The organism is Burkholderia sp. Bp8984 (genome assembly GCF_003853755.1).
GTDB lineage: Bacteria > Pseudomonadota > Gammaproteobacteria > Burkholderiales > Burkholderiaceae > Burkholderia.
Window position 1 is genome coordinate 14,240 of sequence record NZ_QTQN01000016.1, and the last position, 14,718, is coordinate 28,957.

A 14,718-nucleotide genomic window follows, 5' to 3' on the forward strand; every position below is an offset into this window, starting at 1 on the left:
TCCTGGCCGGCGCGCGCCTTGCTATCGTCGAACCTCTCCCGTTCAACACGCCGGTCGTGCCATGGCCATCTTCAGCTTGCCGGACCCGACTTCGCATGCGATCACGATCCGTGCGAAGGCACTGACGTTCGACGATCCCAAATCGCGGGTGCTGCTCGAACGCATCCAGCTCGTCGCGCCGAGCGATGCGACGGTGCTCGTCACCGGCGAGAGCGGCACCGGCAAGGAGCTGATCGCGCGCCTCGTGCACGCGTTGAGCGAGCGCCGCGACGGCCCGTTCGTCGCGGTCAACTGCGGTGCGTTCTCCGAGACGCTGATCGAAAGCGAGCTGTTCGGCCACGAACGCGGCGCGTTCACCGGCGCGATCAACAGCCAGCCAGGCTGGTTCGAATCCGCGAATCGCGGCACGCTGTTTCTCGATGAAGTGGGCGACCTGCCGCTGTCCGCGCAGGTCAAGCTGCTGCGCGTGCTGCAGGAGCGCGAGGTGACGCCGGTCGGCTCGCGCAAGACCGTGAAGATCGACGTGCGGCTCGTCGCGGCCACCAACGTGAATCTCGAAGCCGCGGTGCGCGCCGGCAATTTCCGCGAGGACCTGTACTACCGGCTCAACGTCGTGAAGCTGAGCCTGCTGCCGCTGCGTGAGCGGCCCGGCGACATCGCGCCGCTGATCGAACATTTCATCGACACCTACGCGAAGCGGCTGCGCGTGAGCGCGCCGACGCTGACCGACGCCGCGCGCGCCCGGCTGCACGCGCACGCGTGGCCCGGCAACATCCGCGAACTGGAGAACGTGATCCACCACGCGGTGCTGATCTGCGCGGGCGGCGCGATCGACGTCGGCGACCTGCAGTTCTCCGCGCTGTCGCTTGCGCCGGATACAGCCGACGCGCACGGCGCAACAGCCGCGCCGCCGCGCCGCGCACGCGATGTGGCGGAAGCGACCGAGGCGCTGCGCCACGCGGTGGTCGAATTGCTGGATCTCGGCACGCCGGCGCTGTGGCAGCACATCGAGGACACCGTCTACCGCAGCGTGTTCGACTACAGCGAGCACAACCAGCTGCGCATGTCGCGCCTGCTCGATCAATCGCGCAACATCGTACGCGCACGGCTCGCGCAGCTCGGCATCCTGAAGCCGCGCGATGCGGGTGGAGCGGGCGACGCGGGCGACGCCGACGCGCGGCTGCGCCGTCAGGCGTGATCGCGCCAGCGCAGCGCGCGCTGTGCGACCCGCTCGCATACCGCGCTCATCCCGACGGCCAGCGCCGTCACGCCCAGCACGCACACCAGTAGCACGTCGGCGCGCGCACCGGCCTGCGCGTTCTGCATCAGGCTGCCGACGCCGGCCCCTGTGTTGAACAGCAGCTCGCTGCTGGTCGCGGTGATCCACGCGAACGGCACGGCCTGCAGCACGCCCGCGAACAGGTCGGGCAATGCGCCCGGAATCAGCACGTCGCGCCACAAGCCGATCCGGCTCAGGCGATACGACCGCGCGAGTTCGACGTAGCGCGGATCGACGCGGCGCAGCCCGTCGAAGCTGGCGGTGGTCATCGGGTAGAACGCGGCGAGCGCGATGATGAACACCTTCGCGAATTCGCCGGTGCCGGCCCACAGGCTCAGCAGCGGAATCAGTCCGAGCAGCGGCACGTAGCGCAGTGCCTGGAAGGCCGGCTCGGCGAGCTTGCGCGCGAGCGGCGAACGCGCCATCGACGCACCGAACACGAGCCCGAACGCGACGCCGACTCCGAGCCCGAGCGTCGTGCGGCGCAGGCTCGCGCCGAGATCGGTCGCGAGTTCACCGCTGCGTGCGAGTTCGAGCAGCGCGGCGCCGACCTGCTGCAACGGCACGAACGCGTATTGATGAGCCGCGTCGCCGGACGACGCGTATTGCCATGCGGCAACCAGCAGGGCCGGCACGACGAAGCCGCGCGCGCGGCGGCGCAGCGGGGCGAACGAGAAAGCGCGGGTAGCGAAGGTCATGCCGAAGCGTATCCAGTCAGGGTCAGCGTGTGGGCGTCTGCCAGCGCAATGCGTAGCGCTGCACGAGCGCGATCGATCGGTCGAGCGCGAAGCCGATCAGCCCGATCGCCGCGACGTCGACGAGCACCACGTCGAGCCGCAGCATCTGCCGGGCAAGTTCCATCATCTGGCCGATCCCGCTGTCGGCGCTGAGCAGTTCGACCGCAACGAGCGCGAGCCACGCGCGCGCCAGCGCGATTCGCACGCCGGTCAGCAGCGGCGGCAGCGCGGCCGGCAGCAGCACGTCGCGCAGCAGCGCGAAGCGGCCGAGCCCGTAGTGGCGCGCCATCTCGACGAGATCGCGCGGCGCGTCGTGCACGCCCGTGTATGCGGCCAGCGCAACCGGGAAGAACACGGCCTTGCCGACCACGACGAGCTTCAGCGGTTCTTCGACGCCGATCAGCAGGATCAGCAGCGGAATCAGCGTGAGCGTCGGCACCTGCCGCAGCAGGTCGAACGTCGGCCGCAGATAGTCGGAGAACAGTCGGCTGCGCGCGAGCAGGATGCCGAACGCGGCGCCGCCCGTCGCGCCGATCGCGAAGCCGAGCGCGAGGCGATGCAGCGTGATCAGCAGATTGTCGCGCAGCTCGCCGGTGTCGAGCAGCGTGCGCAGCGTCGCCGCGAGGCGCTCGGGCGGCACGACGAGCTGCGGCGGAAACCAGCGCTGCGCGCTCGCGAGCCACCACAGCGCGGCGAACGCGACGGGCGTGATCCACCACAGCGCATGTTCGCCGAGCCGCGCGATGCCGGGCAGGCGGATGGCGCGCAAGCCGTTCGGCGCGAGGGCGCGCATCGGCATCAGCGGCTCGCGACGCGCGCGGCGTCGGCGCGCCAGTAGCCGTCGAGGCCGAGCTGCTTGAGCGCGGTCGACACGAAGGTCGGCGCGAGCAGCGCGTTCACGTCGACCGGCACGGAAGTCAGGCCGACCTGGCGGCTGTATGCGATCACGTCGCGATAGTGGCCGGTCAGCGCCGGCGTGAAGAGCGGCGTCCATTGCTCCTTCCACGGCGTCGCTTCGTCCGCGTATTCGCGGCGGACGATGCTTTCCGGCTGGCCGGACGCGCTCAGGATCTTCACGTACGCGTCGCGGTTCTGCGGCTGCGAGATCCAGTGCGCGGCACGGACGTAGGCCGTCGCGACGAGCTGCGTGATGTCGGGGTAGCGCCGCACGAAATCGTCGGACGCCCACAGTTCCGCGCGCATCTTCCAGTCGTCGGGCGCGGTCTTGGTCGACCAGATGATCTTGCCGACCTGCTTGTCGACGAGCGAATACGCGTCGGACAGCGTGAACAAGCCGTCGACGCGGCCGGCCGCGACGGCCGCCGCGCCGGCCTGCGGATCGAGGTTGTAGATCTTGAAGTCGGACAGCTTCAGCCCGTTCTCGGCGAGCAGCTTGCCGAACGTGACTTCCCACGGCCGGCCGCGGTTGAGCGCGATGCGCTTGCCCTTGAGGTCGACGATCGATTTCGCGGTCGAGCCGGCCGGTACGACGAGATACGTGTTGCTGCCGACGCCGCCGGGCACGATCAGGCGCGTGTGCGTGCCCGATGCGTTGACGACGACCGACGGCAAATCGCCGTAGCCGGCGAAATCGATGCTGCCGTTCGTGAATGCCTCGTTGACGAGCGTGCCGACCGCCGCGGTCGACACGGGCACCCATTGCAGCTTCACGTGCCGTGCCGCCAGCGCTTTTTCAAGCGACTTGTCGGCGTCGATCAGTGCGGAGGCGCCCGCGTATTGCGTCTTGCCGCCGCTCGAATACGCGACGACGGCGATGCGCACGACCTTGGGGGCGTCTTCCGCATGCGCGACCGGTGCCGCGAGCGCCGCCGCGGCCAGCGGCAGCGCGGCGAGCAGCGCGCGTAGCGGGCGGCGCAGCGAAGCGAGGGAGAGCGTGTGTTTCATGATGGTCCCGGACAGTGAACGGTAAAGGGGCTCATGCGCGCTTCTGCAGCGACGGCCGCAGCACGTCGGCGAGCGGGCGCGGGTCGATCCAGTCGGCGACATCGAAGTCCGCTTCCAGAAAGCCGTGGGCATGCAGGAACGTCTTGAACTCGTCGAGCGCGGCGATCGATTCGTCGTCGAGATTGACGCCGAGATGGCGGTGCAGCTGGTTGCCGTACGCGGCGCGCACCCAGTCGATCGACGACGCGGTTTCGCCGGCCACGTAGTGCGCGGTTTCGTCGGGATGCGCGCTCGCCCATTCGCCGGCGGCGACCACGAGCTTCAGGAAGCCGGCGACGATGTCCGGATGGTTCGCGAGCACGTCCGCATTGACGGTCAGCGGGCGCGGCGTGCCGTTGTTGTTGCGGATCGAGCGCTCCGGATGGAAGCCGATGTCGATCACGACGTGCGCGCCGATCAGTTGCGCGATCTCGAGGCCCGTCGAGCCTTTCACGTAGATCGCGTCGACTTCGCCGCGCAGCAGCGCGCCGGCTTCGGCCGCATAGAGCGCGCGGCTCGAGAAGCCTTGCGGCGACACGAACAGGTTCGCCGCGCGCGCCGGCCCGACGGCCTGCAGCGTGCGTGCGCGCACGTCGACGAGTTCGACGTCGCGCGTGGTCAATCCGTCGAGGCTCAGCGCATTGACGAAGCCGCGCAGCGCCGACGCGCGAAAGATGTCGATGCGATCGTCGGGGCGGCTCGGAATCGCGATCCGGCGCCCGCGCAACGCCTTCACGGAGCGGATGCCCGACTCGGGGCGCGCGAGGATCAGCTGCGATTCGTCGACCCACGACAACCCGATCACGCGCGTATTCGCGTCGTTCGAGCGCGCCCACATCGCGGGGATGCTGCCGCCCTGGCGAAACGACTGCGCGAGCGTGTGGTCGCTGATCGACGACACGTCGTGCCGCGTGGCGCCGCGCGGCGAGCGGATCGCGACGCCGTCGGCCGACGTCTCGCCGTTGAGCCAGCCGAGATGCACGGCGATGCCGAGCGGCGTCGGTACCGGCGATCGGGCGTACCAGAACGTCTGCTGCTTGTCCGATGACGAATCGGGCCTGTCTGTCATGTGTGAGATTCCCCTGTCTGGGTAAGCGTGGTCGAGGCGCGGTGTCGCACGCGCGGGCCGTTCCACGTTGCAAGTTCCGGGCCAGTGAACGGAAACGGCCGTGCGGCAAGCGCAGCGGGCATCGCGCGCGATGCGTGGCGCGTCGGCCCGCGCATCGCCTGTTGCGTGAGCAACAGTCGCATCGAGCGCTGTTGCGCATGCAGCACCGGTGCGGCCGGTGCAGCAGCACCGCGCCGGCTCGTGTTCGCGATGCCGGCAACCTCGGGCGCGTTCCTGCCGTTTGCCGCCGACGCCCGGCCCGCAAGGCGTCGCGCGCGCTCGTCGGTCGCTTCGCAGGTCGGCGAGCGAGCGCGTTGGCACACCGCGTGCTTAACAGCGCTGCATACGCGCGGCACGTCGGTGCCGCACGCAATCCGAACGGGCCGACAAGGAGAATCCCGATGGCTGTTGAATTTCTGTGGCGCCTGCCGATGCACGGCGACGGCCGGCGCGCACACGACCTGCATACGCGCGGCGAGTGGAACCGCCAGCGCGCAGCGCGCGTTGCGCCCAAAGTCGACGACGACGATTTCGGCTACATCGACTACCTGTCGCAAGTCGCGCGTGCGGCCGATATCGTCGGCTTTCACGGCGCGCTGATTCCGATCTTCCGCTTTACCGAGGAGCCGTGGGTCGTCGCGGCCGCGCTGGCGCGCGAGACGCGCCGGCTGCGACTGCTGATCGCGCTGCAGCCGCATTTCGTGCATCCCGTCTATGCGGCGCAGATGGCCGCGAGCCTGCAGCGGATCAGCCGCGGCCGCGTCGAGTGGAACGTCGTCACGGGCGGCGGCGGTCCCGACCAGCGCGCGTACGGCGACTTCATCGATCACGACAGCCGCTATGCGCGCACCGACGAATTTCTCGACGTCGTGAAGGGCGTCGCGGCCGGCGCGCCGTTCACGTTCGACGGCCGCTTCTATCGCGTCGAAGCCGGCGGGCTGCTGCCGCCGCTGAGCGGCCAGACACCACCGCGGATCTATCTGGCCGGCGCGAGCGATGCCGCGCTCGCGGTCGCCGCGAAGCACGGCGACGTGCACCTGAGCTGGGGCGAGCCGCTCGCGAAGCAGAAGGAGGTGATCGATGCGGCGCGCCGCGCGCTCGACCGCCAGAACGCCGAGCGCGACCTGCGCTTCGGCATGCGCATCGACATCCTGGCGCGCGAGACCGAGGAGCAGGCGTGGGCCGAGCTGCGGCAGATGTTCGCGACCGTGAGTGCGTCGACGCACAACGGCTTCGGCGGGCGCGGCGAGTCGGAATCGGTCGGCGCGAAACGTCAGTTCGCGCTGCACCAGGGCAACACGCAGCACTTCGACGACCTGATCGTCGGCCCGAACCTGTGGGCCGGGATGTCGCAGATCCGCGGCGGCCCCGGTTGCGTGATCGTCGGCAGCCACGAGCAGGTAGCCGAGCGGCTGGCGGAATACGTCGACATCGGCGTCTCGACGTTCATCCTCGCGAGCAACCCGCATCTGGAAGAGGCGTACCGCGTGGGCGAGGAAGTGCTGCCGCTCGTCGACGGCGCGCTGAACGCACGCGGCACGCAGGCGGCGCTGCGCGTGGCCGGCGCCTGAGCGCGGCGGTGGGCCTGCACATTCAAACGACAAGGACACTCACCATGACGACACTCGCTGCGCAGGCCACGGCTTGCGACGCACTCTGGTACACGCGCTGCCCGGTGCCGACCGCGCTCGGCATCGCCGTGCATCGCGGCTGGTTCGACGAGGAGTTCGGGCCGGACGGCATCGCGCTGCACTCGCTGCAGGAGACGGCCGACGCCGACAAGCGCGAATCGCATTTCGATCACAGCCTGCCGCACTCGTTCCGGCAGGGCGGCAACATTCCCGCGCTGTGGGCGCGGGCTCGCGGCGCCGATACGCGCGTGATCGGCCTGTCGTGGACCAACGAATTCCAGGCGATCGTCACGCTGCCCGAGCGCGGCATCCGCACCGCGCGCGATCTGCGCGGCCGGCGGCTCGGGTTGCCGCGCCATCCGATCAGCATCGACTTCTGGCGCGCGGCCGCGTTGAAGGGGTTCCTGAGCGCGCTCGAACTGGAAGGGCTCGGCCACGGCGACGCCGAATGGGTCGACCTGCCCGACACGCACGAGCGCCGCACCGGGCCCGCGTCGTTCACGCGCGGCCCGCACGAGTACGGGCTCGAGATCGCGGCACTCGTGCGCGGCGAGGTCGACGCGGTGTTCGTGAAAGGTGTCGAAGGGCTCGAAACCGTGCACCTGATCGACGCGCAGGTCGTCATCGATCTCGGCGCGCACCCCGATCCGCTGGTGCGGATCGGCAACGGAACGCCGCGTACGCTGACCGTCGATCGCGCATTGATCGATGCGCGCCCCGATCTCGTGAGCCGCTTCCTGTCGGTCGTGGTCGGCGCGGGCGACTGGGCCGCGCGCCATCCGGCGGAGACGGTCGCCTATATCGGCCGCGAAACGCGCGCGTCCGACGAGTGGGTGCGCTACGCGTACGGCGCGGACGTGCACCGGCATCTGGAAACGGGGCTCGCGCCGACGTCGATCGACGGACTGGTCGCCTTCAAGGATTTCCTCGTCGAATGGGGCTTTCTCGAACGCGATTTCGATGCGCGCGCATGGATCGATCCGGCGCCGTTCACGCAGATCGACCGGCATCGCCATGCGTGGGTCGCGTAGTGCGCCGCGGCGCGTCATTGCAAGGAGCCGAATATGACAGGATTGCTGATCGAATACGGCGTGCCGCCGGCGCGCCGGCACGCGGCGCGCACGGCCGCCGCGGTTGCGGTGCCTGCGATACGGCTGCCGCCGGCGGTGCCGCCTGCGCGCAAGGATGTGCGGCCAGCGCAGCCGGGCGGCTGGCGCGGCGCGGGCGCGATTGCGCTCGCCGTCGCGGCGCTGCACGCGGGCATCGCGCTATTGGCGGCGCGTGCGCCCGCCGAGCCGCACGTGCAACCGCCGAGGCCGCTGCCGATGACGGTCGAGTTGACGCGGCCGCCCGAACCGTTGCCGCAGGCCGCACATCCGCCGCCGCCGGTCGTGACGCCGAAGCCGTTGAAGCAGGCGCCGACCCCGCCGAAGCCGCGTGCGGCCGTTGCACATCAGGCGGCCGCTCCGGCTGTCGTGCCCGCGGTGGCGCGCGACGCATCGACTGCTGCACCGGCACAGGTCGCCGCAGCGCCTGCCATCCCGAACCCGGCGCCCGTCTCCGCCGCGCCGGCCGCACCCGTGCGCGAATCCGCGCCGATCGGCGACGCGGCATACCTGCGCAACCCGGCACCCGACTATCCGGCGTTCGCGCAGGACCAGGGCTGGGAAGGGCGCGTCGTGCTGCGCGTGCACGTGCTCGCGAACGGCACGCCAGATTCCGTCGAGGTCCGCACGAGCAGCGGCCGCCGCGTGCTCGACAACGCGGCGGTGGCCGCCGTGAAGCGCTGGACGTTCGTGCCCGCGAAGCGCGGCGACGAAGCGGTCGACGGCTGGGTCAACGTGCCGATCGATTTCAAGCTGGGCTGACCCGCCGGGCGGCTCGCCACATTTTCCAAGGAACTCACATCATGACCGGTATCCCGACCACCTTCATCGTCCAGGGCGCGCTCTGGCTGCTCGTCGTCTTCTCCGTCGTCACGTGGACGCTGATCGTCGTCAAGGCGATCCAGAGCCTGCGGTCGAGCGCGCGCAACCGGCGTTACGTCAGTGCATTCTGGGCGGCGAACAGCTTCCACGACGCGGCCGCGCTCGACGGGGCGAACAGCCCGGTCGGCGAACTCGCCGCGACGGGCTTCGACGCGCTGCGGCGTGCCGACGAGAGCAGCGCGCACGATCTGGAACACAGCTGGAGCCGCCACGACCTGCTCGAACGCCATCTGCGCCAGCAGATCCACAATGCGCGCCGACGCGAGGAAGCGGGGCTCGCGGTGCTCGCGTCGATCGGCAGCACCGCGCCGTTCGTCGGCCTGTTCGGCACCGTGTTCGGCATCATCCATGCGCTGACCGCGATCACGCACAGCGCGTCGGCGAGCATCGACGTCGTTGCCGGGCCGATCGGCGAGGCGCTCGTCGCTACCGGGATCGGCATCGCGGTCGCCGTGCCGGCCGTGCTCGCGTACAACTTCTTCGTGCGTCGCGTGAAGGCCGCGTCGGCCGACCTCGATGCGTTCGCGACCGACTTCGTCACGCTCGCGCAGAAGGCCGGCTTCCGCGTGCCGGCCGCCGCGCCTGCCGCCGCGCCGGCACGCCGTTCCGACGACACCCGCCAGGAGGCGTTCGCATAATGGCCTTCTCGTCCTCTTCCGACAACGACGACGTGCTCAGCGAAATCAACATCACGCCGCTCGTCGACGTGATGCTCGTGCTGCTCGTCGCCTTCATCGTCACCGCGCCGCTGCTCAACAACGCGGTACACGTGAATCTCCCGAATACCGTCGCTACCGCGCCGGCCGACCGCAAGCCGAACGTCACCGTGAGCGTCGACGCCAAGGGCATCGTGTATCTCGACAAGCGCGCGGTCGCGCTCGACACGGTGCCGGCCGAGCTGGCCGCGCTGAAGGCCGGCCGCCCCGACGTCGCGCTCGACCTGCAGGCCGACGAGCACGTGCCGTACGGCACCGTCGCGAAGCTGATGGCCGCGATCGAGCACGTGGGCATCACGCGGCTGTCGGTGCTCACCGCGCCGCGCGGCTGACGCGCCTTTCAAGACTTCCTTTGCGAACGCATCCATGAGCACCACGGCTTCACACAACGTCCAGTCGATCTGGTACACGCGCTGTCCGGTACCGACGCCGCTCGGCATTGCCGCGCATCTCGGCTGGCTCGACAGCGAATTCGCCGGCGACGGCATCACCGTACGCGCATTGCAGGAAAGCCAGCACGCGGCGCTGCATCACGCGCACGTCGATCATTCGCTCGACAACGCGTTCCGGCAGGGCGGCAGCATTCCCGCGCTGTGGGCGCGCGCGTCCGGCGCCGACACACGTGTGGTCGCGCTGACCTGGGTCGACGAGGCCCAGGCGATCGTCGCGCTGCCGGAAGCCGGCCTGACGCGGCCGAAAGACCTGCGCGGGCGCCGCATCGGCCTGCCGCGCCGCGATGGCGAGCGCATCGACATCTTCCGCGCGGCGGCGCTGCGCGGCTTCGTCAGTGCGCTGTCGCTCGACGGGCTCGGCCCCGGCGACGTCGAATGGATCGACGTACCGGCGTCGAACCTGCGCGCGCCGGTGTCGACCCCCGCGACCCGCGACGCGGCATTCAGCCATCCGGCGAGCCTGTCGAGCCGGCGGCTCTATGCAGCCGAAGCGGCCGCGCTGGTGCGCGGCGAGGTCGATGCGATCTACGTGAAAGGCTCGCTCGGGCTCGAAACCGCGCACCTGATCGGCGCGCAGCCGGTCGTCGACATCGGCTTTCATCCCGATCCGCAGATCCGCATCAACAACGGTTCGCCGCGGCCGCTGACCGTCAACGCAGCGACGCTCGAGCGCCATCCCGACATCGTCAGCCGCTTCCTGGCGCGCGTGACGGATGTCGAAGGCTGGGCGCGCGAGCACGAAGAGGAAGTGCTCGGCTATCTCGGCCGCGAGACGGGGTCGGGCCACGACTGGCTGCGGCTTGCGTATGGTACCGACGTCCACCGGCGGCTGCGCACGGATCTCGACGAAGCGTCGATCGCCGCGCTCGACGATTTCAAGCGTTTCCTGGTCGACTGGCGGTTCCTGCCCGCCGACTTCGACGTGCGCGCGTGGATCGACCGGCGTGCGCTCGACGGCATCGCGGCATCGTTTCGCGACCCCGCGCGGTGAGCGTGCCGGCACGCGTCGCCGGCGCATGGCGGCGCGAGCGCTTCACCGGCGGCTTCATGCTGCTCGCGCTCGCGAGCGGCACGACGATCAGCATGGCGCAGCTCGCGACGACGTTGTATGCGCTGGCACTCGGCGTCGACAGCGCGCGGCTCGGCGTCATCGCCGCGATGGAGCCCCTCGGCATTGCACTGATGACCCTGCCTGCCGGGCTGCTCGTCGCGCGCTACGGCGCGCGGCGCGTGTACTTCGCCGCGAGCATGGGGCCGATGCTGCTCAATCTCGTCGTGCCGTTGACCGGCGCGTGGCCGCTGATCGCGCTCACGCAGGGGCTGATCGGGCTGTGCATCCCGTTCCGGATCGTGTCGATCAACGGCGTATTCCTTGCGCGTCTCGCGCAGATCGGCCTCGCGCGCGCGGGCTGGTATCGCGCGGCCATGTCGGTCGGAACCGGCATGGCGGGGCCGTGGCTCGCGAGCTGGCTGATCGGCGCGCACGGCGCGGTCGCGACGTTCTGCGCGGCGTCGGCGAGCTTCGCGGGCATGGCGTTGTTCAGCCGGATGCTGCTTGGCGACGCCGAGCCGCCGCCGCGCCGCGCACGGCATGAAACGGGCACGCTGCGCGCGCTGCTCGCGCTCGCGTGGAGCCACGACGTGCGCGAGCAGCTCGTGCTGGAGGCCGTGAACAGCGCGACACGCTCGCTCGTCGGCACGTATACGGTGGTGCTCGCGATTCAGTCGCTCGGACTGTCGCAGACGCGCGCCATCGCGCTGCTCACCTTGCAGGGTGCCGTTGCGGTGATCGCGTTGTTCGGGCTCGGCAATGTCGCCCAGCGGATGACCGGGCGCCGTTGCCATGCGTTCGGTCTCGCAGGCGGCATCGCCGGGCTGCTCGCGCTCGGCCTCGCGCGCGACGCGTGGATCGTCGGCGCAGGGCTCGCCGCGCTGTGCGCCGGGTCATCGCTGCTGCATCTCGTCAACATGCAGCATCTGGGCCGCCACCCGGCCGACAAGAGCCAGGTGTCGAGCCTGTACAACCTCGCGTCGATGGCCGGCGCGTTCTGCGGCCCGCTGGCCGGCAGTGCGCTCGTGCCGGTCGTCGGGTTGCAGGCCGTGTTTCTGTGCTGGCTGCCGGTGGTCGTGCTGGTGGCGTTCGCGCTGCGGTTCGCCGGGAGCCGTCGCGGTGCGGCGCAGCCGCTGCCTGCAAAGCTGTCCTGACGATCTTCGAGGACGGTGTTGCGAGACCAGCAGTTTGCTTTCTTCCACAGATGCGTATGCAGCAACGCCGGCACCGTGCGCGTGCCGGCAGCCCCGTGTGACGGGCTTCTCGATGCTGGCATCCGAATTGCAATACAGAACCCGTGCGTCGCGCACGCACGTGCGTTCAACCGATCAAACAGGATGACTCATCGATGTTCAGGAAAAAACTAATCGTCACCGCGCTGGGGGGACTGCTGACGGGCGGCACCGTATCGTTGCCCGCATGGGCAGAGGATGGCGCGGCGACCGCGGGGGCGCCGGACGCGAAGCCGGCGCAACAGGCGTCGGACGACGCGACCGCGGCAGCGCCGAAGACCACCGGCGCGAATCGCGGGTCGACCGTACGCGAAGCGAATCTCGGCACGGTGACCGTGACCGCGCGCCGGCGCAAGGAGCGCATTCAGGACGTGCCGGTCGCGGTGAGTGCGCTGAGCGGCGACGCGATCAAGAACAACGAGTTGCGCGTGATCAACGACGTGACGAAGTACGTGCCGAACTTCAACGGACAATCGACCGAGGGCCGCGAGCGGCCGCGCTGGTTCCTGCGCGGCGTCGGCAGCAACGATCCTTCGGACCTGTCGCTGAGCCCGATCGGCGTGTACTTCGACGACGTATACATCAACAGCGTGTTCGGGCAGGGCTTTCCGCTGTTCGACCTCGATCGCATCGAGGTGCTGCGCGGGCCGCAGGGCACGCTGTGGGGCAAGAATACCGTCGGCGGCGCGCTCAGCATCACGTCGCAGAAGCCGACCTTCGACGTGAGCGGCTACGGCAAGCTCGGCCTCGGCCAGTACAACAGCCGGCTCGCGGAAGCCGCGATCGGCGGTCCGATCGGCAAGAACGACGTGCTGGCCGCGCGCGTGTCGGTGTATCACGAGAATGCCGACAGTTTCTACACGAACACCGTGCAGCAAGGGCGCTTCGGCGGCTTCCACGACAACGCCGTGCGCTTCCAGGTGCTGGCCGTGCCGACGTCAGACACCGATTTCCTGTTCAACATCCACGGCCGCAACTACACGGGCGGCGGCGATGCATGGCACGCGGAGGGCGCGGGTCGCGGCGGCGCGAACCAGTTCGGCTTCGTCGGGTCGACCGATCCGTACACGGTGTCGCTCAATGCGCCGTCGAGCGATCACATCTCGACTTGGGGTACGTCGCTCACCGCGCACTGGCGCATCAACCCGGCGGTGTCGCTGACGTCGATCACGGCATTCGAAGGGCTGCACCGCTGGTATCAGGACGACGAGGACTATTCGCCGTTCGATGCGGCACGCTCGCATGACCGCCTGTCGAGCCGCCAGTTCTCGCAGGAGTTCCGGCTCGAATCGCCGCAGAGCGAGCGGCTGAGCTGGCTGGTCGGCACGCACCTGTTTACCGAGCAACTGGCCGAGCAGGGCGCCGGCGGCGGCCTGCCGGGCGCGCCGTCGCCCGCGTTCTACCACCAGACCGACCTCACGCAGCACACGCAGAGCGCGGCGATCTTCGGCAGCGTCAAGTACCGTTTCACCGACCGTTTCAACGTGACGGGCGGGCTGCGTTACACGATCGAGCGCAAGACCATCAATCTGACGGGGCTGCAGGGCACGGGCAGCGTGACGTTCAGCGATCCGAACAGCTGGTGGTCGCCGTCGTCGGTGTCGTCGCCGCTCGCGGTCAGCGCGCAGCAGAACCAGACGAACACGTGGCGTGCGCCGACCTGGGATCTCACGCCGGAATATGCGCTTAGCAACAACGTGCGCGCGTATTTCCGCTATGCACGCGGTTTCCGCTCGGGCGGCTACAACGGCAACGCGTATACGCAGAGCACGGTGTCCACCGTGTCGCCGGAGTACCTGACCGACTACGAGATCGGCATCAAGAGCGAGTGGTTCGACAAGCGGCTGATCGTCAACGCGAGCGTGTTCCACTACGACTATCGCGACATCCAGGTATTCGCGCTCGCGCCGAACCCGTTCGGCGGGCCGCCGGTGTCGACGTTGTCGAATGCGGGGCAGGGGCGCGCGGACGGCTTCGAACTCGAGCTGAAGGCGCAGCCGGTCAACAGCCTGTACCTGTTCGCGAACCTCGGGATGCTGAACACGCGCTTCACGGAGTTCCGCTACGTGCCGACGGCCGTCGGCAACTCGTTCGCGCGTTCACCGCATACGACGCTGAACGCGGGCTTCGACTATCGCGTGCCGGTGTCGTTCGGCACGTTGACGGCCGGGGGCGACGTGAACTACCGCAGCCGCGAATACTTCAGCGCGACGCGGCAGACGATGCCGCAGCTCTGGCAAGGCGGCTATACGGTACTGAACGCGCATGTGTCGTACACGACGCCGAACCAGAAATACATCGTGACGGGCTACGTGACGAACCTGACGAACAAGGTTTACAAGAAGCTCGAGCTGCTGCCGTCGTATGGCGCGTATCCGGTGCTGTACGGCGATCCGCGCACGGTCGGGATCACGCTGACCGCGAAGATCTGACGCGCGGCGCGTGCCGCGTCCGTTCGACGAACGGCGCGACGGTAACGTCGATCAGGTATCGGAACGTCGAAGCGAACGGCAAGGTTCGGTTCATGCCTGCGTCGTTCGTCGGCGCGCGATACGTGTACACGACGGTGCGCTACGACGC

13 protein-coding genes are annotated in these 14,718 nt (G+C 69.4%); 9 read left to right on the top strand and 4 right to left on the bottom strand.

All coding sequences use genetic code 11. From position 1 onward, the window contains the following. Positions 1-61 precede the first annotated feature (61 nt). Positions 62-1,198 carry a sigma-54-dependent Fis family transcriptional regulator gene (locus tag DID98_RS17690; RefSeq protein WP_124571105.1) on the top strand — a complete coding sequence of 379 codons (1,137 nt, stop codon included), beginning with the start codon at positions 62-64 and terminating at the stop codon, positions 1,196-1,198. Here DID98_RS17690 and DID98_RS17695 read toward each other — a convergent pair. The 4 genes from DID98_RS17695 to DID98_RS17710 are packed head-to-tail and all read right to left on the bottom strand — an operon-like array spanning position 1,189 to position 5,029. After that, positions 1,189-1,977 carry an ABC transporter permease gene (locus DID98_RS17695; protein ID WP_124520405.1) on the bottom strand — a complete coding sequence of 263 codons (789 nt, stop codon included), beginning with the start codon at positions 1,975-1,977 and terminating at the stop codon, positions 1,189-1,191. The two genes, DID98_RS17690 and DID98_RS17695, sit on opposite strands and share 10 nt — an antisense overlap. A gap of 22 nt (positions 1,978-1,999) precedes the next feature. After that, on the bottom strand, positions 2,000-2,815 hold the full coding sequence (locus DID98_RS17700) for an ABC transporter permease (RefSeq protein ID WP_124571106.1): 816 nt from the start codon (positions 2,813-2,815) through the stop codon (positions 2,000-2,002). Next, positions 2,815-3,921: a PhnD/SsuA/transferrin family substrate-binding protein gene (locus DID98_RS17705; RefSeq protein WP_124571107.1), complete on the bottom strand. Its 1,107-nt coding sequence runs from the start codon at positions 3,919-3,921 to the stop codon at positions 2,815-2,817. The genes DID98_RS17700 and DID98_RS17705 overlap by 1 nt, the downstream gene beginning before the upstream one ends. Positions 3,922-3,952: 31 nt before the next feature. Beyond that, positions 3,953-5,029 (bottom strand): ABC transporter substrate-binding protein, encoded by a 1,077-nt coding sequence (locus DID98_RS17710; RefSeq protein ID WP_124487730.1) that lies wholly within the window; start codon positions 5,027-5,029, stop codon positions 3,953-3,955. 440 nt (positions 5,030-5,469) lie between these two features. On the opposite strand from DID98_RS17710, the gene DID98_RS17715 reads away from it, so the two are divergent. The 8 genes from DID98_RS17715 (at position 5,470) to DID98_RS17755 (ending at position 14,570) form a co-directional block, all read left to right on the top strand. Continuing rightward, positions 5,470-6,639: an LLM class flavin-dependent oxidoreductase gene (locus DID98_RS17715; RefSeq protein ID WP_124487729.1), complete on the top strand. Its 1,170-nt coding sequence runs from the start codon at positions 5,470-5,472 to the stop codon at positions 6,637-6,639. A gap of 44 nt (positions 6,640-6,683) precedes the next feature. Beyond that, positions 6,684-7,730 (top strand): ABC transporter substrate-binding protein, encoded by a 1,047-nt coding sequence (locus DID98_RS17720; RefSeq protein WP_044847304.1) that lies wholly within the window; start codon positions 6,684-6,686, stop codon positions 7,728-7,730. Between the two features lie 33 nt (positions 7,731-7,763). Then, positions 7,764-8,567, top strand: coding sequence for an energy transducer TonB (locus tag DID98_RS17725; protein WP_124571108.1), 804 nt, complete (start codon positions 7,764-7,766; stop codon positions 8,565-8,567). 41 nt (positions 8,568-8,608) lie between these two features. Then, positions 8,609-9,325: a MotA/TolQ/ExbB proton channel family protein gene (locus tag DID98_RS17730; RefSeq protein ID WP_044847302.1), complete on the top strand. Its 717-nt coding sequence runs from the start codon at positions 8,609-8,611 to the stop codon at positions 9,323-9,325. Beyond that, positions 9,325-9,735 carry a biopolymer transporter ExbD gene (locus DID98_RS17735; protein ID WP_124487726.1) on the top strand — a complete coding sequence of 137 codons (411 nt, stop codon included), beginning with the start codon at positions 9,325-9,327 and terminating at the stop codon, positions 9,733-9,735. Before DID98_RS17730 ends, DID98_RS17735 begins: the two co-directional genes overlap by 1 nt. Positions 9,736-9,769: 34 nt before the next feature. Further along, complete coding sequence (locus tag DID98_RS17740) at positions 9,770-10,846, top strand: ABC transporter substrate-binding protein (RefSeq protein ID WP_124571109.1); 1,077 nt, start codon at positions 9,770-9,772, stop codon at positions 10,844-10,846. Continuing rightward, positions 10,843-12,060 carry an MFS transporter gene (locus DID98_RS17745; protein WP_124571110.1) on the top strand — a complete coding sequence of 406 codons (1,218 nt, stop codon included), beginning with the start codon at positions 10,843-10,845 and terminating at the stop codon, positions 12,058-12,060. The genes DID98_RS17740 and DID98_RS17745 overlap by 4 nt, the downstream gene beginning before the upstream one ends. Before the next feature lie 194 nt (positions 12,061-12,254). Next, positions 12,255-14,570, top strand: a complete 2,316-nt coding sequence (locus tag DID98_RS17755) for a TonB-dependent receptor (RefSeq protein WP_124487722.1) — start codon at positions 12,255-12,257, stop codon at positions 14,568-14,570. Positions 14,571-14,718 lie beyond the last annotated feature (148 nt).